General features: G+C 67.4%; 14 protein-coding genes. 9 read left to right on the top strand and 5 right to left on the bottom strand.

Annotation, left to right across the window (positions count from 1 at the left end; all coding sequences use genetic code 11):
* Positions 1 to 166 precede the first annotated feature (166 nt).
* The 5 genes from B9Y64_RS01280 to B9Y64_RS01260 all read left to right on the top strand — a co-directional run bounded on the left by B9Y64_RS01280 (position 167) and on the right by B9Y64_RS01260 (position 7,554).
* Positions 167 to 2,590 (top strand): putative bifunctional diguanylate cyclase/phosphodiesterase, encoded by a 2,424-nt coding sequence (locus B9Y64_RS01280; protein WP_100439181.1) that lies wholly within the window; start codon positions 167 to 169, stop codon positions 2,588 to 2,590.
* Between the two features lie 109 nt (positions 2,591 to 2,699).
* Positions 2,700 to 4,364 (top strand): sensor domain-containing diguanylate cyclase, encoded by a 1,665-nt coding sequence (locus B9Y64_RS01275; RefSeq protein WP_100439180.1) that lies wholly within the window; start codon positions 2,700 to 2,702, stop codon positions 4,362 to 4,364.
* 34 nt (positions 4,365 to 4,398) lie between these two features.
* Entirely contained in the window at positions 4,399 to 5,121 is a 723-nt protein-coding gene (locus B9Y64_RS01270; RefSeq protein ID WP_100439179.1) for a pseudouridine synthase, read from the top strand.
* A 116-nt stretch (positions 5,122 to 5,237) separates the two neighbouring features.
* On the top strand, positions 5,238 to 6,308 hold the full coding sequence (locus tag B9Y64_RS01265; RefSeq protein WP_100439178.1) for a GGDEF domain-containing protein: 1,071 nt from the start codon (positions 5,238 to 5,240) through the stop codon (positions 6,306 to 6,308).
* 85 nt (positions 6,309 to 6,393) lie between these two features.
* Positions 6,394 to 7,554 (top strand): AAA family ATPase, encoded by a 1,161-nt coding sequence (locus B9Y64_RS01260; RefSeq protein WP_100439177.1) that lies wholly within the window; start codon positions 6,394 to 6,396, stop codon positions 7,552 to 7,554.
* 31 nt (positions 7,555 to 7,585) lie between these two features.
* Here B9Y64_RS01260 and B9Y64_RS01255 read toward each other — a convergent pair whose 3' ends face one another.
* From B9Y64_RS01255 to B9Y64_RS01245, 3 genes are read right to left on the bottom strand one after another with little or no spacing between them, the layout of a single operon-like run.
* A complete protein-coding gene (locus tag B9Y64_RS01255) occupies positions 7,586 to 8,533 on the bottom strand; it encodes a DMT family transporter (RefSeq protein ID WP_100439176.1) in 948 nt (315 codons plus the stop codon).
* Positions 8,534 to 8,567: 34 nt separating this feature from the next.
* Entirely contained in the window at positions 8,568 to 9,398 is an 831-nt protein-coding gene (locus B9Y64_RS01250) for a DUF72 domain-containing protein (protein ID WP_100439175.1), read from the bottom strand.
* Positions 9,395 to 9,838, bottom strand: coding sequence for a VOC family protein (locus tag B9Y64_RS01245; protein ID WP_100439174.1), 444 nt, complete (start codon positions 9,836 to 9,838; stop codon positions 9,395 to 9,397). The genes B9Y64_RS01250 and B9Y64_RS01245 overlap by 4 nt, the downstream gene beginning before the upstream one ends.
* Positions 9,839 to 9,948: 110 nt before the next feature.
* On the opposite strand from B9Y64_RS01245, the gene B9Y64_RS01240 reads away from it, so the two are divergent.
* From B9Y64_RS01240 to agp, 3 genes are all read left to right on the top strand, one after another.
* The gene (locus B9Y64_RS01240; RefSeq protein ID WP_100439173.1) at positions 9,949 to 11,511 is read left to right on the top strand and encodes a serine hydrolase; all 1,563 of its coding nucleotides are present in this window, start codon (positions 9,949 to 9,951) and stop codon (positions 11,509 to 11,511) included.
* Between the two features lie 133 nt (positions 11,512 to 11,644).
* Positions 11,645 to 13,477, top strand: a complete 1,833-nt coding sequence (smrA, locus tag B9Y64_RS01235; RefSeq protein WP_100439172.1) for a multidrug efflux ABC transporter SmrA — start codon at positions 11,645 to 11,647, stop codon at positions 13,475 to 13,477.
* A gap of 120 nt (positions 13,478 to 13,597) precedes the next feature.
* Positions 13,598 to 14,821, top strand: coding sequence for a bifunctional glucose-1-phosphatase/inositol phosphatase (gene agp / locus B9Y64_RS01230; protein WP_100439171.1), 1,224 nt, complete (start codon positions 13,598 to 13,600; stop codon positions 14,819 to 14,821).
* 9 nt (positions 14,822 to 14,830) lie between these two features.
* Here the strand turns inward: agp and B9Y64_RS01225 are convergent, their stop codons facing one another.
* Positions 14,831 to 15,829, bottom strand: coding sequence for a polysaccharide lyase (locus B9Y64_RS01225; RefSeq protein ID WP_100439170.1), 999 nt, complete (start codon positions 15,827 to 15,829; stop codon positions 14,831 to 14,833).
* Between the two features lie 211 nt (positions 15,830 to 16,040).
* On the opposite strand from B9Y64_RS01225, the gene B9Y64_RS01220 reads away from it, so the two are divergent.
* Positions 16,041 to 16,277, top strand: a complete 237-nt coding sequence (locus tag B9Y64_RS01220; protein WP_100439169.1) for a hypothetical protein — start codon at positions 16,041 to 16,043, stop codon at positions 16,275 to 16,277.
* An 89-nt stretch (positions 16,278 to 16,366) separates the two neighbouring features.
* Here B9Y64_RS01220 and B9Y64_RS01215 read toward each other — a convergent pair whose 3' ends face one another.
* Positions 16,367 to 18,175, bottom strand: coding sequence for a DUF885 domain-containing protein (locus B9Y64_RS01215; protein ID WP_100439168.1), 1,809 nt, complete (start codon positions 18,173 to 18,175; stop codon positions 16,367 to 16,369).
* Positions 18,176 to 18,249: the final 74 nt, after the last annotated feature.

Genomic DNA, 18,249 nt, shown 5'->3' with positions numbered 1-18,249 from the left:
AAAAGGGGACGGAGGGGATTAAGTCGTATATGGCAGGCCATGCGCTCATGCCGAAAACGACTTAATCCCCTCCGTCCCCTTTTTCGCGCGGTCAACACATAGCCGGTCCTAGGCTGGGCCGGTTCCAATGGAGGTTGTCACCGCAGCACATTCGGGGGGATCCGGGATGGGTAGGAGTGGCACGGACCAACAGAGCCGGCGGGTGCCGATGACCCGCGGCCTGGGACTGCGATTTGCGTTGTTGACGGGTATGGCGATCGGACTGGTCGCACTGTCCGCCTTGATCCAGGAACTGCAGGCGGCCTCCACCGCCTGGATCGCCGGCCAGGGTTACTGGTCGCGTGGTCAGCAGGATGCGACCGCCGCACTCAGCCGCTATCTGGCGCGCGGTGATGCCCAGGACCTGGACGACGCACGCCAGGCCCTGCAGGTGCCGTTGGGCGATCTGCAGGCGCGGTTGGCGCTGGAACAGGCAGAGCCGGACGAAGACAAGGCCAGGCAGGGCTTCCTGCAGGGCGGCAACGCGCGCGCCGACATTCCGCGCCTGGTGTTTTCGTTCCGCTATGCACGCGATATCGGTGCCTTCCGCGAAGCGACCGCGTTGTGGCGGCAGACCGACGGCGACCTGATGGCGGTGCAGCGCCTGATCGATGAGTTGCAGCTGCGGCACGATGATGGCCCGGTGCCGGCAGCCACACGTGACCACTACCTGCAGCAGCTGCGTGACCTCGACCGCCGGATGCAGGTGCAGAGCCAGGCGTTCTCGCAGGCGCTGCTGCGGATGGCGACGCTGGTGAGGCTGGCCACGTTGATGGTCGCGGGCCTGTCGGTGCTGGCGATCAGCCTGATGGCGGTCGCGCTGGCGCGCCGCGTCGGCAAGGACCTGACCGAACACGAGAGCCGTTTCCGCGCCGCGTTCTACCAGGCCAACGTCGGCATGCTCAAGCTCGATACCGAAGGCAAGGTGATCGAGGCCAACCAGGCGATGGCCGATATCCTCGACCATCGTCGTGACATGTTGCTGCAGCTGTCGTTGGGCGACCTGCTGATGGACGGCGAGCTGGTCATCGATGGGGTGGGGCGCATCGATTGGGATCGCCAGCTGCGCCCGAGCGAACTGCGCTTCCGCCGCCGCGATGGCAGCCTCGTCTGGGGCCGCTGGAGTGGCACCGGTGTGCGCAGCGCCGACGGTGGCCTGTCGGTGTTCGCGATCATCGAAGACGTCAGCCAGAACCATGCATTGGCGCGCGAGATCGAGCACCACGCCAGCCATGACCCGCTGACCGGCCTGATCAATCGCCGAGAGATCGAACGGCTGCTGGAACGCGCGCTGTTGCAGGTGCGCAGCGAAGGCGGCACGCACGCGCTGTGCTATATCAACCTGGACCATTTCAAGCTGGTCAACGACAGCTTCGGCCACGCCGCCGGCGACCAGATGCTGCGCAGCTTCGCCGACTACCTGGTGGCGGCGGTACGCGATGGCGACTGGGTGGGCCGGCTGGGTGCGGACGAGTTCGCCGTGTTCCTCGCCCATGCCGGGCAGGATGAGGCCAAGCGCGTGCTGCAGCGGGTGATCCGCAATCTGGGGCAGGCGACATTCCCGGTCAGCGAGGGCAGCCCGCAGTTGAGCTGCAGCATCGGTGTGGTCGAGGTCAGCGCCGAGGCACCGGATGTGAACTGGCTGATGAGCGCTGCCGACAGTGCCTGCTATGCGGCCAAGCAGGCCGGCCGCAACCGCGTGCACTGCTTCAACGAGAACCGCATGGCGCTGGAGGAACGGCGCCAGGAAGCCGAACGGCTGCAGGGTGTCAGCCTGGCCATGGCCGAGAACCGCATGGTGCTGTATGCGCAGCGCATTGCCCGCGTCGGCGATCCCACCTACCTGCACTATGAGGTACTGGTGCGCATGCGCGGCAGCGACGGCAGCCTGCACCTGCCGGGCCAGTTCATGCCGGCGGTGGAGCGCTATGGCATGGCCGTGGCGCTGGATCGGCACGTGCTCGGCCTGCTGTTCCGGCATCTGCAGGTGTGCCCGGCACACGTCCGGCAGCTGGGCCTGTGCAACGTCAACGTCTCGGCGCAGTCGATCGCCGAGCCTGGCTTCCTCGCCTTCGTCTGCGACCTGCTGGAGCGCAACCGCGCACTGGCCTCCAAGCTGTGCTTCGAGATCACCGAGACCGCTGCGATCAGCAACCTCAGCCAGGCACGTGCCTTCATCGATGCGGTGAAGGCGCGTGGTTGCCGGATGGCGTTGGACGATTTCGGCTCCGGCCTGTCCTCGTTCGGCTACCTGCGCCAGCTGCCGGCCGACATCCTGAAGATCGACGGTGCCTTCGTGCGCGACATGGATACCGATCCGGTCAGCCACGCCACCGTGCGCGCGATCAGTGAGCTGGGGCGTGAGCTGCAGATGGAGGTGGTGGCCGAATGGGTGGAGACCGCTGAAGTCGCCGCCGCGCTGACCCGGCTCGGGGTGCAGGGCCTGCAGGGCTATGCGGTCGAGCGGCCGCAGCCGCTGGAGCGGATGACCCTGGCTGACCTGCGACCGGTGCGCCTGGTGGCGGTGAAAGGTCCGCCCGCCGCAGGCTGAACGCCCGCCGGCGACTTTGGTCTACACGTGCGCTGCAGCCGCGGCTGCGATAATGCCCGCAAGGGGCGACGCGCAGTGGGCGCGGGCGTAAGCAGGAACAGGACGTGGCGTGGGCGGCAGGCAGTGGCAGTACGGAACAGGAGCGGTGCTGGTCGTGCTGCTGGTGTGGTTGGCAACGCCGTGGCCACTGTGGGCCGCTGCGGCCGAAGCCGGGCGCGATTACCTGCTGGTCGGTGCAGCCACCGATGAACCCACTCCGCATCGCGCATGCACGCCGGGCATGCTGGCCGGTCCACGGCAGCAGGTGCTGGTGCCTGCGCCGCCGGGCGGCTGGTCGGGGCAACCGCAGGCGCTGGACGTGTTCAATGTGTTTGCCGGCGAAGTCCGCGTACAGCATGGCGATCGCGAAATCTGCGGCAACATGCATGATGCGCGTACCCGTGATTCACGGTTCCGCGCAGGCATCGGCCTGGTGGCGGTGCCGCCCGCAGGCAGCCACCAGCCGTTCCTGGTGTCGTGGCAGACGCCGCTGAAGGCGCGCTGGGTGCCGACCCTGCGGCTGGGGGCGCCCAGCCCGGTACAGCAGAACGATACCGCCCGGCTGCTGGTGCGCGCGGCCTGCATCGCCGTGGCGATCGCACTGGCGTTGTCGGCCCTGATGGCCTTCCTCACCACCCGCGACCGCAGTTTCCTGGTCTACATCGCCGGTGCCACCGTGCTGGTGCTGTGGCAGGCCATCCTCGGTGGCCTCAGCGGCTATCCGGAACCCTGGCTGCCGGTAGGCGAGCGTGGTGCCTGGTGGCTGCTGGCGTTGACCGCGGCGACCCAGGCATTGGTGCTGCCGGCACTGTGGCGCCTGAATGGCGGCGACCGCCTGTTGCCGCGTTCGCGTCCGTTCCAGCTGCTGGCGCTGTGGGGATTGCTGGCGCTGGCCGCACTGGTGCCCTGGCTGCCATGGGACAGCCTGGCCTGGGTGGCGCAGGGCCTGCAGGTGTCCTACCTGCTGGGCTGTGGCCTGTCGCTGATGGTCGGGGTGTGGGCACGGCTGCGCGGTGACCGCTGGGCGCAGGCGGGGCTGGCCGCGCTGGCGCCGATGCTGGTATTGATCCTGGCCGACGCCTGCCGCGCTGCGTGGTTGCTGGAATACCGCGTGGAGGCCTTGCAGCTGGCGGTGACCTGGCTGCTGATGATGGCAGCCTACGCGCTGAACCAGCGGCTGGGACGCCTGCGCCAGCAGCGCGATGAACTGCGCCAGCTGGCCGAGACCGATGGCCTGACCGGCCTGCCCAACCGCCGTGCCGGCCTGCAGCAGCTGGCCCGTCACCTGGAACGGGTCGACCGCGAGCGCGGCCCGCTGGTGATTGGTTTCCTGGACATCGACCTGTTCAAGGACATCAACGACCGCCATGGCCACGCCGTGGGTGACCAGGTGCTGGTGGCAGTGGCGCGTGCGTTGCGTGCCGCAGTCCGCAGCCAGGACCAGGTGGTGCGGATGGGCGGCGAAGAGTTCCTGCTGCTGATGCCGGGCATGCCGCGCGAGGCGGCGTCGGCGCGCCTGGATCGCCTGCGCCAGCAGATCACCGGGGCGGTCCGGGCGCTGCAGGTGCCCGGCCTGGAGGTCACCGCCAGCATCGGCCTGGCACAGTGGCGGCCGGGCGAGGACGATCTCGCTGCGCTGCTGCGCCGGGCCGACCATGCCATGTACGTGGCCAAGCGCGCCGGCCGCAACCGGGTATTCGACGGCGAAGAGCTCGATCCACCCGGCCTGGCATGAAGCGCTGCGGGCGGCGATGCCGGATAATAGGGCGATGACCACCCGACTCAACAAACATATCGCCGACACCGGCTTCTGCTCCCGCCGCGAGGCCGATCGCCTGATCGCCGCCCGCCGGGTCACCGTCAACGGCCATCCGGCCGGCACTGGCGCGGTGGTGGGCGAGGAAGACCAGGTACTGGTCGACGGCCAGCCGCTGCGCGCGCGCGTGGCCCGCAAGCCCGGTGCCCGCCGCCACGTCTACATCGCACTGAACAAGCCGATCGGCGTCACCTGCACGACCGAGACGTCGGTCAAGGGCAACATCGTCGACTTCGTCGGCCATGAACAGCGCATCTTCCCGATCGGCCGCCTCGACAAGGAGTCGGAAGGGCTGATCCTGATGACCAGCAACGGCGACATCGTCAACCAGATCCTGCGTGCCGAGAACGGCCACCAGAAGGAGTACCTGGTGGCGGTGAACAAGCCGGTCACCGATGAGTTCCTGCGCGGCATGGCCCGTGGTGTCCGCATCCACGACCAGATGACGCTGCCGTGCAAGACCTCGCGCATCGCCAAGTTCGGGTTCCGCATCACCCTGCAGCAGGGCCTGAACCGGCAGATCCGCCTGATGGCCGCCGAGTTCGGCTATCGGGTGACCCAGCTGCGCCGCGTGCGCATCGACAACATCAAGATCGGCGCGCTGAAGCCGGGCCAGTGGCGCAACCTGACCGAGCAGGAGCTGCAGGGCCTGCTGCCCAGGCAGCTGGACTGGTAAACGACGTTCGTAGAGCCGGGCCCATGCCCGGCTGCCCGTTGCCCGGGCGCAGCCGGGCATGGGCCCGGTTCTACATCGGCTAGACTTCGCGGTGACCTGCCGGAACGTGACGCTGCATGATCAAGCCCGACAAGCCCGCCAATGAAGCCCTTCGGCTTGAGGCGCTGTACCGCTACCGCATCCTCGATTCGGAGCGTGAAAGATCCTTCGACGACCTTGTGGTGATCGCCAAGGCGGTCTGCGGTACCTCGATGGCGGCAGTGACCCTGATCGATGTCGAGCGGCAATGGTTCAAGTCGATCCAGGGCATCGACGCGGCGGAAAACCTGCGCAGCGAATCGATGTGCGGCCACGCGATCCTGCAGCCGCAGCAGATCATGGTGGTCGAGGATGCGCTGGAGGACATCCGCTTCCACGACAACCCGGTGGTGGTGGGGGATCCGCACATCCGCTTCTATGCCGGCGCGCCACTGATCAGCTCCGATGGCCTGCCACTGGGCACGCTGTGCGTGTTCGATGCGCAGCCGCAGCACTTTGCAAGCGACAAGGCCGAGGCGCTGGCCGCGCTGTCGCGGCAGGTGATGCTGGTGATGGAGCTGCGCCGCTTCGCGCTCGACATCCAGAAACACATGCTGGAACGCGATGACTACGAGCGCCTGCTGTCGGAATACCAGGACGTGCTGCTGGCGCAGAATGCCGACCTGGCCGAGCAGAGCCGCACCGACGCGTTGACCGGCCTGCCGAACCGCCGCGCGATGGCGGCCGCGCTGGAAGAGGCGGTGGCGGCGACCGGAGATCAAACCGGCGTGGCCTGCGTCGCGCTGCTGGACATCGATCATTTCAAGCACATCAACGACTTCCAGGGCCACGCCACCGGCGACCGCGTGCTGGCCGAGCTGGGCGTGCTGCTGCGCTCGCATTTCGCTGGCCGCGGCATGGCCGCGCGCTATGGCGGCGAGGAATTCGTGGCGGTGATGCCGGGCAGCGACCTGCGCACCGCCGAGCGACATTGCGAGTTCCTGCGCCTGGCTGTGGCCGATCTTCCGCTGGGATTCCCGGTGACGATCAGTATCGGTGTTGCCCAGCACCAGCCCGGCGAAAGCGTGGACGACACGTTGGCGCGTGCCGACAAGGCGTTGTACCGGGCCAAGGGCAATGGCCGCAACCGGGTGGAACTGGCGGGCTGAAACACCCCCTCCAGTACCGTACGCGTCGCACTCCCTGCGATTCCGCTGTGCCAGCATGGCGGTCCTGTTCCCACGGACGACGACCATGCTGCAGACCCTGGCCATCGCCCACTATCGCTCGCTGCATGGGCTGGTACTGCCACTGCAGCAGTTGAATGTGGTTACCGGTGACAATGGCAGTGGCAAGTCCAGCCTGTACCGCGCGCTGCGCCTGCTGGCGGAGACCGCACAGGGCGGAGTCGCGGCGGTACTGGCCCGCGAAGGTGGGCTCGGTTCGGCGCTGTGGGCGGGCCCTGAATCCATCGATCGCCGGGTTGCGGCCGGCGAGATTCCGCTGCAGGGCGGGCCCCGGCAGGCGTCGGTCGGGCTGAAACTGGGCTTCACCACCGACGAATTCGGCTATGCCATTGATCTCGGCTACCCGCCACCCAGCCGATCGGCGTTTGCACTGGACCCGCAGATCAAGGCCGAGGCGATCTGGGCGGGGCCGTTTCTGCGCAGCGCCAACCTGCTGGTCGATCGTCGCGGGGCGATGGTGCGGCAGCGCCACGCGCGCGGCTGGGATCTGGTCGATGACCGGTTGTCACTGTTCGACAGCCTGTTCACCCAGGTCGGCGATCCGCAGCGCATGCCGGAAACGATCACCTTGCGTGAGTACATCCGTTGCTGGCGCTTCTATGATCATTTCCGCAGCGATGCCGATGCCCCGGCGCGGCAGCCGGCGATGGCCACGCGCACGCCGGTGCTGCATCACGATGGCCGGGATCTGGCTGCGGCCTGGGTGACCATTCTCGAGATCGGTGACGCGGTTGCGTTGGCACGCAGCGTCGACGATGCGTTCCCGGGCGCCACGGTCGGCTTCGAGGAGCTGGATGGCCGCTTGGCCCTGCGTTTCCACCAGCCGGGGCTGCTGCGGCCATTGTCGATGGCCGAACTCTCCGACGGCACGTTGCGCTTCCTGCTGCTGGCCGCGGCGTTGCACACGCCACGCCCGCCGCCACTGCTGGTGCTCAACGAGCCGGAGACCAGCCTGCATCCGGACCTGCTGCCGGCGCTGGCGCGGCTGATCATCGCGGCCAGTGCGCGCAGCCAGGTATGGGTGGTGTCGCACGCCAGCCGCCTGATCGCGGCGTTGGAACAGGCACCGGGGTGCCATTCGCTGCATCTGTACAAGGAACAGGGGCGCACGCTGCTGAGCGGGCAGGGCCTGCTGGATGCCCCGGCATGGCACTGGCCACAGCGTTGATACCGGCAATCCACGCCCGACGTGGATGCGCTCAGTCGGCGATGTTGCGTGCTTCGGCAGTACCGAGGATCTCCGGATGCTGCACCGGCTTGCGGCGGTTCAGCAGCGGATGGAGGAATACCGCGCCGACGATGATCGCCACGCCCAGGTAGAACCATGGGGTGACTTCGTGCTGCTCGCGCAGCAGCAGCACCGCCAGCACCACCGCGTAGACCGGCTCCAGGTTGGTCACCAGCTGCACCGTGTAGGCGCTCAGGTGGCGCAGCGCGACCAGTGCCAGGGCGAACGGCAGCAGCGTGCAGAACCCGGCCAGCACCAGCAGCAGGATGCCGTCGTGCAGGTTCGGGACCACCCATAGCGGGCTGGCCAGCGCTGGCAGCAGGTAGGGCATCAGCGGCGCCAGCAGGGTCAGGGTGAGGGTGCCGGCACCCAGTTCCAGTGCGGTGACCGTGAGCGGATCGGCATGGCTGACCATGCGCTTGTTGAGCGAGCCGAACACGGCCACCAGCAGCGCCGATATCGCACCGATCAGGACACCCAGGCGCATGCCATCGGGCACGCCACCGACCACCAGCGCAACACCCGGCAGCACCGCCAGGCCGAACGCCAGCTCACGCAGCTGGAACGGCCGCTTGGCCACCCATGGCTCGATGATCGAGGTGAACACCGGCGCCAGTGCGATGCAGGTGGCGGCCACCGAGGCATTGGCCAGCTTCACCGCGCCGTAGAACGTCAGCCAGTGCAGGGCAACCAGCGCGCCGATGCCGGCGTAGCCCGCCACCAGCCGCAGGGGCAGGGTGCGCAACCCACGCCAGACCCGCGGCAGCAGGGCCAGCATGGCCGTCACCAGCAGCATGCGCCACCACACCAGCGGCAGTGCGGGCAGGGTGATCAACTTGCCGAGGATGGCGGTGACGCCCCACAGCAGGACACAGAAATGGATCTGCCACAGCGCTTTGCGGGTGTCGGGTGTGCTCATCCGCCTATTGTGCGGCAAGGTGAAGCCCGCAGCGCTATCCGCCTGAGCGATTGCTGGGCGTGTCCACCCGCCGCTGCAGGGCCATCGCCGCTGCCGGGTTGCGTGCCTTGTCCGCGCCGATGCACAGCAGGTAGACCTCGCGCGGGGTTTCCGGAGCCGGTCCGGCCACGCAGGGCAGGTCGGCCACCGGCTGGCCGCGTGACCAGCGCTGCGCGCGTTCCGTCCAGCGTTGCTGCACGGGTACCGGCAGGCCCTCCTTCAGGCGCGCCTGGCTGCGCTTGATCCGCGCATAGACAAAGCCAGCACTGACATCGCCGTGCAACGGTGCCTCGTCGCTGTCCTCGATCACCAGCGCCACGCCGTGGCGGCGCGCGGCGGCGACCAGCGCCGGGCCATGCGCCTCGGCGTTGCGCACCTCCAGCGCGTGTTGCAGCAGCACCCCCTCCCGCTGCTTCGGCAGCTGTGCCATCAATGCCTCCAATGCATCGGCGCCGGCCGGATGGCGCGGCTCGAACTGCCACAGCAAGGGGCCGAGCCGGTCCCCGAGCGCGAGTGCCGCCTGCAGGAACGGCGTGGCCGCTTCCACGGTGCTGGACAGGTCGCGGCGCTGCACCAGGTAGCGCGGCGCCTTCATCGAGAAACGGAAGCCATCCGGCGTCTGCGCGGCCCATTGCGCGCACTGGGCCGCAGTCGGCGTGCGATAGAAGGTGCCGTTGATCTCGATGCAGCGCAGGGCGCGGCTGGCATGGGCCAGTTCCTCGCGCTGCGGCAGGCCCGCCGGATAGAAGACGCCGCCGCGCCATTCGGGAAACACCCAGCCACCGATACCACAGCGGATCGCTGCCTGGCCGGTAGCCGCAGTCACTGGCCGTGGTCCGCGCGCCAGGGGTCGTAGCTGCCGAACCACCACAGGTAGCCTTCCGGATCGGCGCAGGCGTAGCCACGACCACCATAGTCCTGGTCGGCGATGTCGATGACGATGCGCGCGCCGGCGGCCTTGGCCCGCGCGTAATGGGCGTCGGCATCGGTGACGATCACGCAGGCGCTCTGGGTCTGGCGGCCACCCACCTCGTCGGGCAGGGCCGCGTGTTCGCTCCAGGCGCTCTGGTTGCTGGCCGAGCCCAGCATGATCATGCCGGAGCCGAAGGTCAGCTGCGCGTGGAACACGGTATCGCCGTCGGCGTACACGGCCTGGGCATGGAAGCCGAAGGCGCGCTGCAGCCAGTCGATCGCGGCCAGCGCATCGCGGTAGCGCAGGCATGGAATGATGGTGGAGCCGTTGTTCGGTTGGCCGTTCCCGCCCATGACACCCCTCCTATGGCACACGGCAGGGTGCATCGGCGACCGTTACCATCCCGCGAAACCCCGGTGACGGCCTGCACACGGCCGCCACCCCTGTTCGGAGATCGTGCTGGATGAATACCTGGATCGGAGGTGCCGTGCTGCTGGCGTGCACGACCATGGCAAGCGCGGCGACCCCGCCGCCGCTGCAGGACCTGGATGCGACCGTCGAGCGCGTGCGCGCGCAGTTCGACGTGCCCGGCATCGCCGTGGCCGTGGTCAAGGATGGCCAGGTGGTGCTGGAGCGTGGCTGGGGCCTGCGCGAGCAGGGCAGGCCGGAACCGGTGCAGGCCGACACGCTGTTTGCCATCGCCTCCAATACCAAGGCGTTCACCGCCACCTCGCTGAACCTGCTGGCAGAAGAGGGCAAGCTGAAGATGGACGACAAGGTGATCGACCACCTGCCGTCGTTCCGCATGTCCGATCCGTTCGTGACCGGGCAGATGACCATCCGTGACCTGTTGTCGCATCGCAGCGGCCTGAGCCTGGGCGCCGGTGACCTGCTGTTCTGGCCGACCACCTCCTACAGCAATGCCGAAGTGGTACAGCGGCTGGGCAAGGTGCCGCTGAAGGGCGGCTTCCGCGAGAGCTATGCCTACGACAACATCCTGTACGCGGTCGCCCAGCAGGTGATCGAGCACGTCTCCGGCATGAGTTACCAGCAGTTCCTGCAGACCCGCATCTTCGACAAGGTGGGCATGGCCGGCACGCGCTACAACGCCGACCACCTGAAGCCGGGTGACAGGGCGGCGGTCGGCCACGCCAAGTACGATTTCAAGGACCTGCGCACGGTGGCACCGCTGACCTGGTCGAACAATGCCGGCGCCGGTGGCATCTATTCCAGTGCGCACGACATGGCGCGCTGGATGCAGGTGCAGCTGGCCGAAGGCAAGCTGGCCGATGGCACTGTGCTGTTCAGTGAAAAGAGCCAGCAGCAGATGTGGCGGATGATCACGCCGCAGTCGATCCCGGCGCCGAGCGTGCCGGAGCTGGCACCGGCGCGGGCCAACTTTGCCGGCTATGGCGAGGGCTGGAGCCTGAGTGACTACCGCGGCCAGAAACTGGTCTGGCATACCGGTGGCTGGCCGGGCATGGTCTCGCGGTTGACCCTGGTGCCGGGCGAGAAGCTGGGCGTGGTGGTGCTGACCAACCAGGAAGTGGGCGCGGCCTTCAATGCGATCACCCTGAGCGTGCTTGACGCTTACCTGGGCGGAGAAAAGCACGATTGGGTGGACGCCTATGCCAAGGCCGTGGCCAAGGGCCAGGACAAGGCCGACGAGGCCTGGGCCAAGCACCAGAGTGCGCGCGACAAGGGCAGCAAGCCGTCGCTGGCACTGGCCGGCTACACCGGCACGTACCGCGACCGCTGGTATGGCGACATGCAGATCCGTGCCGAGGGCAAGGGCCTGCGCCTTCGCTTCATGAAGACCGCGCAGCTGAGCGGGCGCCTGGAGCACTGGCAGCACGACACCTTCATCGTGCGCTGGGACGACCGTTCGCTCAATGCCGACGCGTTCGTGAATTTCAACCTGGACCCGGACGGCAAGGTGAGCGACGTGCGCATGCAGTCGATCTCCGACCTGACCGATTTCAGCTTCGATTTCCAGGACCTGCTGTTCACCCCGACTGACCGGTAGATGCCGACCCGGGTCGGCGTGCGCTACGGCGCCCACCAGGGTGGGCGACTACCCCGGGCGGAGCGGGCATCGTCGGCCGGCGTACACATGCGGCGTGGGATACTCCGCCGGCTATTGATGGCGAGGGAATGCGATGTTCCGTTGGTTTGAATCCCTGATCCCGGTCTTCCCGCCCGTGGATGGGCGCATGCCACCGCGCAAGGTGCTGCCGTTCTACCTGCACTACCTGCGCCCGGTGTGGCCGGTGCTGCTGGCCACCCTGATCGCCGGCCTGCTGCTGGCGCTGGTGGAAGTGGCGATGTTCGACTACCTGGGCCGCATCGTCGACATGGTCGCCGAGCAACCCGGGGCCGGCTTCTTCACGCGCCATGCCAATGAGCTGGGCTGGATGCTGTTCATCACGGTCATCGCGCGGCCGATCCTGGTCGGCCTGCACAACCTGCTGGTCAACCAGGCCATCGTGCCCGGCCTGAGCAACCGCTCGCGCTGGTTGATGCACAACTACGTGGTGCGGCAGAGCCTGAGCTTCTTCCAGAACGACTTCGCCGGCAGCGTGGCCAACCGGGTGATGCAGACCGGTACCTCGCTGCGCGAGTCGGCGGTGCAGATGGTCGACTCGCTCTGGTACATCGTGGTCTACACCGGCACGGCGCTGTACCTGTTCGCGCAGGCCGACTGGCGGCTGATGGTGCCGCTGATCCTGTGGCTGCTGGCCTATGCGGTGATCATGGTCTACTTCGTGCCGCGCGCGAAGGAGCGGGCCTGGATTGCTTCCGAAGCGCGTTCCAAGGCGATGGGCCGCATCGTCGATGGCTACACCAACATTCCCACGTTGAAGCTGTTCGCCCATGGCGGGCGCGAGCAGGCCTACGTGGCCGAGTCGATCCAGGAACTGGCGGTCAAGCACCGCGCGCAGACCCGGGTGACCACCGGCATGGACCTGGCCATCGCCATCGTCAACGGCTTCCTGATTGCCGGTACCTGCGGGCTCGCGCTGTGGCTGTGGAATGGCGGCCACATCACCGTCGGTGCGATCACGCTTGCGACCGGCCTGGTGATCCGCATCCACAACATGTCCGGCTGGATCATGTGGACCATCAACGGCATCTTCGAGGACATCGGCACGGTGCAGGATGGCATCACCACCATCGCCCAGCCGCTGACCGTGCAGGACCGCGAGGATGCGGTGCCGTTGCAGGTGTCTCGTGGTGGCGTGCACTTCCAGGACATCCACTTCCACTACGGCAAGAAGGGTGGCGTGATCGCCGGCCTCGACCTGGTGGTGAAGCCGGGCGAGAAGATCGGCCTGGTTGGTCCGTCCGGTGCCGGCAAGTCGACCCTGGTCAACGTGCTGCTGCGCCTGTACGACCTGGAAAGCGGCCGCATCCTGATCGACGACCAGGACATTGCGTACGTCACCCAGGAAAGCCTGCGCCAGCAGATCGGCGTGGTCACCCAGGACACCTCGTTGCTGCATCGCTCGATCCGCGACAACCTGCTGTACGGCCGTCCCGATGCGACCGATGAGCAGTTGCGCGCTGCCGTGGCCAAGGCGCGTGCCGAGAGCTTCATCGATACGCTGGTGGACGGGCAGGGACGTCGTGGCTACGACGCACATGTCGGCGAGCGTGGCGTGAAGCTGTCGGGGGGCCAGCGCCAGCGCATCGCCATTGCCCGCGTGCTGCTGAAGGACGCGCCGATCCTGGTGCTGGACGAAGCGACTTCGGCGCTGGACTCGGAAGTGGAAGCCGCGATCCAGGACAGCCTGGACCAGCTGATGGGCGGCAAGACGGTGATCGCGATCGCGCACCGGCTGTCGACCATCGCACGCATGGACCGGCTGGTGGTGATGGACCAGGGCCGCATCGTCGAGACCGGCACCCACGCCGAACTGATTGCCAGCGGTGGCCTGTATGCGCGGTTGTGGGCGCGGCAGACAGGTGGTTTTGTGGCTGCCGACCAATGATTGCTTTCGGGGTCGGAGCCTTCTCTGCGAGAAGGATCCGACCCCAGCCATGTATCCCTTGCGGTCGGATCCCTTTTCGTAGGAAAGGGCTCTGACCCCAACGTGTTTCCGGAGACCTGCATGATCCGCCCCCTGCACGCCCTGCTGCTGGCACTCGGTCTGGCCACCACGACCGCAACCGCGTCGACGGCCTCAGTGGAGGGCGACCAGCTCGAGCAGGTCGTCCTGCTCAGCCGCCACAACCTGCGCGCGCCGGTGGTGGCATCGGGCGCTCTTGCCAATGCCACTCCGGAGCGCTGGCCAGGCTGGGACGTCGCTGCAGGCGAGCTGACCACCAAGGGCGGCGTGCTGGAGGTCTACATGGGCCGCTACATGGGCCAGTGGCTGCGCCAGGCGCAGCTGCTGCCGGTGTCCGGTTGCCCGCAGCCGGCTGACTTCCACGCCCATGCCAACAGCCTGCAGCGCACCCAGGCCACCGCGCAGTTCTTCATTGCCGGCGCATTCCCGGGTTGCCATGTCACGGTCGAACAGCGCATGGCGCTGGGCACGATGGATCCGCTGTTCGACCCGGTGATCCACAACGGTGACGCGGCCTTCCGTGAGCGCGCGCTGCTGGCGATGCAGCAGGCGATGGCCGAATCGGATCTGGCACCGGCACTGTCCGTGCTGGAGCAGATCACCCTCTACCCGCGGTCGGCCGCCTGTGCGGGGCACAGCGACTGCCATCTGATGCTGGCCGGCACGACCTTCAGCGTGCAGCCGGTCAAGGAGCCGCGCGCCTCCGGTTCACTGGCCTTGGCCAGCGGGCTGGTCGATGCCTTGTTGATGGGCCACTACCAGGGAAGCGGTACGCCGCACGAAGGCTGGGGGCGGTTGAACAGCGAGGCGCAGTGGCAGGCGTTGGCGCAGATCCGCAACCGCTACCAGGACATCCTGTTCGGAACGCCCGAGGTGGCGCGGGATGTGGCAGCTCCACTGCTGGTACGGGTGGGCGCCTTGCTTGACGATCCGGCGTCGCCGAAGGTGACCCTGCTGGTCGGTCATGATTCCAATATCGGTTCGCTGCTGGCGGCGTTGGGAATCGGTGACTACCTGCTGCCGGGCCAGTACGAGAAGACCCCGATCGGTGGCCTGCTGCAGTTCGAGCGTTGGCGCGAACGCAGTAGCGGTGACCCGCGTTTCCGCCTGGCCTACGTCTACCCGACCACCGCGCAGCTGCGCGATGCATTGCCGCTGACCGGGGCACAGCCGCCGGGGCGCGTCGCACTGCCCTTGCCGGGCTGTGACCGGCAGGGCTGCAGCCGTGCGCAGTTCCAGCAGCTGCTGCAGCGGGCCGGTCGCTGAAACAGGGAGCTATCGCAACGGCGAGCGCACGATGCCATGCGTAGCCATCAACGTAAGGTCGCCGCCCAGCCGTGGGGAGTGGAACGGCCCGTGTGCATGTGCGGCATCGAACAGGCCGCCATCGGGTGACCGCAACCGGTAGAACTCGACCCAGCCGCTGGCCTGCAGCGGCAGTTGTGCCACACCGGTGTGCTGGTTGAACCACACGGGGTCCTCGCTGCCTTCGATGACCCGGCGGGCAAGGCGGTCGATTGCATGGTCCTTGCTGGCATACCAGTCCTGGCCGCGCAGGCGCGCCAGCTCGGCCATCATCACCAGTGGCGCCAACGCGTAGTCGTGGTAGTGCAGGGCACGTTGCCCGCGGGTCATTTCCAGCGGCAGGCTGCCATCGTCCTGGATGGCATCGATACCTGCCTGGAACGCGGCGTGGCCGGCCTGCCACAGGGCGTCGTCATCGGTGGCCAGGCCGGTCGCCAGCACGCCCAGGCCTCCCCAGTAGTAGTGATTGTTGCGGCGCCGTTTCGGGTTGTCCCAGTACGCCAGGTTGGCGTGCGCCAGCTGCTTCAGCCACGGGTCGATACGCGCGCGCTGCCGGGCATCGGCCTGGTCGTGCACCTTCAGGTAGGCCATCGCTACCGCATCGAGCATCCACTGCCGCATGTAGAACGACTGGTCGTTGTTGACCCGCACCATCTGCCCGAGCATCGCGCCGTCTTTTGCCCAGGCGCCGAGCCAGGCCAGCGTGCACTGCGCGGTGGCTGGATCCCCGTCGCGCAGGTAGTCGTCGCTCATGCGCGCCACCTCGGCGGCATAGCGGTCCAGTGGCGCGGTGGCGTCCTTGTTCTGCTGGTGCAGTGCCGGGTCGATCACCGAACCCGCCTTGTCGGTGTAGTAACCCAGGGCGCGGATGTCGGGCTGTCCCGCCGGTGGCGGCGGGCAGGCGGCGAGGGCGCAGGCACTGACCAGCAGCGCGGGTAGCAGTGCAAGACGGAACAGGGGGAGAGACATGGATGCCGGCGGAAGGGGGAACCCGGCGAACGATGCGCCCGGAGTCGTTCGCCAGGTGTGAGGTCACGCACGCTCGATATGCAACTGTTCAGGACCTGAGCGGCTCCAGCGTGGCTGGAAGGATGCGTTGCCCTGTAGCCGACGCGTGCCCTTCTGGGCAGCGGGGTGGCGATGTAGTCTGCGGGTGGCTCACCTACTCCGGAGATCGATCATGAAAATCACAGACTTCCTGGTGATGGATCACTATGGCGACCAGATTTACGCCGATCCCCATGGCAACAACATTGCATTCTGCTGTTTCGACTGCGGGCATCCCATACTGGCCGTCGCGCTGGAGAACCAGCGTGGATTTGATGAAATGCATCCAGTGGCATGCCGGGGCTGCAAGGCGAAGTACTTTCTTGATCTCCGCAGCCATGCCGGGAAGCTGTACATACACCGGATGTGAGGCAGTCGGGCGCTTCAAACGAGAACGGCCCGGGAAGCCCGGGCCGTGAGGTGCTGTCAGACCCGCGGGGCATTCAGCCCCGCGCCCGATCACTCGATCGGCTGGTCCAGCATCAGCTGGCGTGCGAAACGCACCGGCGGTGCGCCGTAGGACAGCACCTGGTCGTGGTACGCCTTCAGGTTGAACTTGTCGCCCAGCTTCTCCTGCACCGCCTTGCGGGTGTCGAAGTGTTCCTGCGCACCGACGAAGTAGGTCGGCAGCTGCGCCGACGTCAGCTGCGCGCGCACCCACTTGCCGGCCGCTTCGCTTTCCTGCTGGAAGGCGTCGTGGGTCATCAGGTGCATCGCCTTCTCGCGATCCCAGTTGTCCACGTGCACGCCCTGGTCGAGGATCGCGTTGGAGATCGTGCGCAGGTAGAACTTCAGCTGCACCAGATGGAACAGCGGGTCGTTGTTGAGGTAGCCCTGCTCCTGCATCATGCGCTCGGTGTAGACCGCCCAGCCTTCGGCGAACAGGCCCGAACGCAGTACCGCACGCAGGGTGGAGGGGAACTTGGCCGAGTGCCAGCCTTCCAGGTAATGGCCCGGGGTGCCTTCGTGGATGCTCAGCAGGTGGATCATGCGCGAGTTGTATTCACGCAGGAACGAGTCGACCTGCTTCTCGTTCCAGTCGTCCGGAATCGGAGAGACGGCGTAGAAGGTCTTCAGGTTCTTGTCCAGCGGGCCCGGCGAATCGCAGTAGGCCACGGCCACGCCACGCTGGAATTCCGGCATCAGGATGATGTCCACCGGCGCGTCGGGCAGGGTCACCAGGTCGTGCTCGCGCACGAACGCGGTGGACTGCTCCAGCGCGGCCTTGGCATCGTCGACCACCTTGTCGCGTGCCGGCTTGTCGGCGTAGGCCAGTTCCAGTGCGGCCTCGATCGCCTTCTGCTGCTGCTCGTCGGTCGGCTGGGCCGGCATCTCCGGCGCACCGGGCTTGTCCTTCAGCACGGTCTGCGCGATGCCGTACATGTCTTCGCGCACGCGCTTGAGTTCGGCGCGCGCACGCTCACCGATCTCCTGGCGCGACAACGAGGAGCTCAGCGCGAACTTCAGCTTCTGGTCGTACTTTTCCGCACCGATGCGGAAGTCGCCCTTGGCATTCGGCACCAGGGTCTTGTCCAGCCAGGTCTGCTGCTCGTCCACGGCCTTCTTCAGGCCGTCGATGGCGGCCTGCAGGCGCTGCTGGTCGGCCTGCGGGAGTTCGCCGATGTGCGGGGTGATGAACGTATCGACGATGCTGAGGATGCCCTTGTTCTGCTTGGCCACCGTCTCGGCATGGATCTTCGGCACGCGCGCCGGGTCCAGGTTCTCGCGTGCCTGGGCGAAGATCGCCGGCAGCTTTTCCATGCGCGCGGTGGCCGACTTCAGGCGCTCCGGCAGCGGCGCGAACTCGCGGGCCATCAGGCCGTAGATCGCACTGCCGGCGATGCCGTTGTACAGCTGCGGGTCCCACTTGGCGGACTGCAGCACTTCGGCGTTCCAGATCTCCGACTGCAGCTGGTTGCGCAGGATCGCTGCGTCCACCTGGTTCTCGCGGCCCAGCTTGGCCACCTCGATCTTGTCCAGCTCGCCCAGCAGCGCCTTGTAGGCGGCCACGGTCTTCTGCTGGCCGGCGGCACTCAGGTCGTCCAGCTCGCTGTCGTAGCGATGGTCACCGATCTGGGTGGCGCTGACCGGAGACAGCTGCATCCAGGTGTCCAGGGCACGCTTGGACAGATCGGCGAAGGCGGCATCGACCGCCGCGTCGCCGGCCTGCTGGCTGGCGGCTGGGGTTGAACCGTTGGTCGGGGCGTCGGCCGGCTGGCAACCGGCGAGGGCGGCGACCAGGGCGAGGGCAAGAAGATGCGGGCGCATCGGCGTTCCTGTACAGGGTCAAACCCTGAGCATAGGGCCCTGCGGCGGCTTTGTCCCCGTGCCATAGGATTACC

Source organism: Stenotrophomonas maltophilia (assembly GCF_002799245.1).
GTDB classification, from domain to species: Bacteria; Pseudomonadota; Gammaproteobacteria; order Xanthomonadales; family Xanthomonadaceae; genus Stenotrophomonas; species Stenotrophomonas maltophilia_S.
This window is presented reverse-complemented; position numbering and strand designations above follow the sequence as displayed.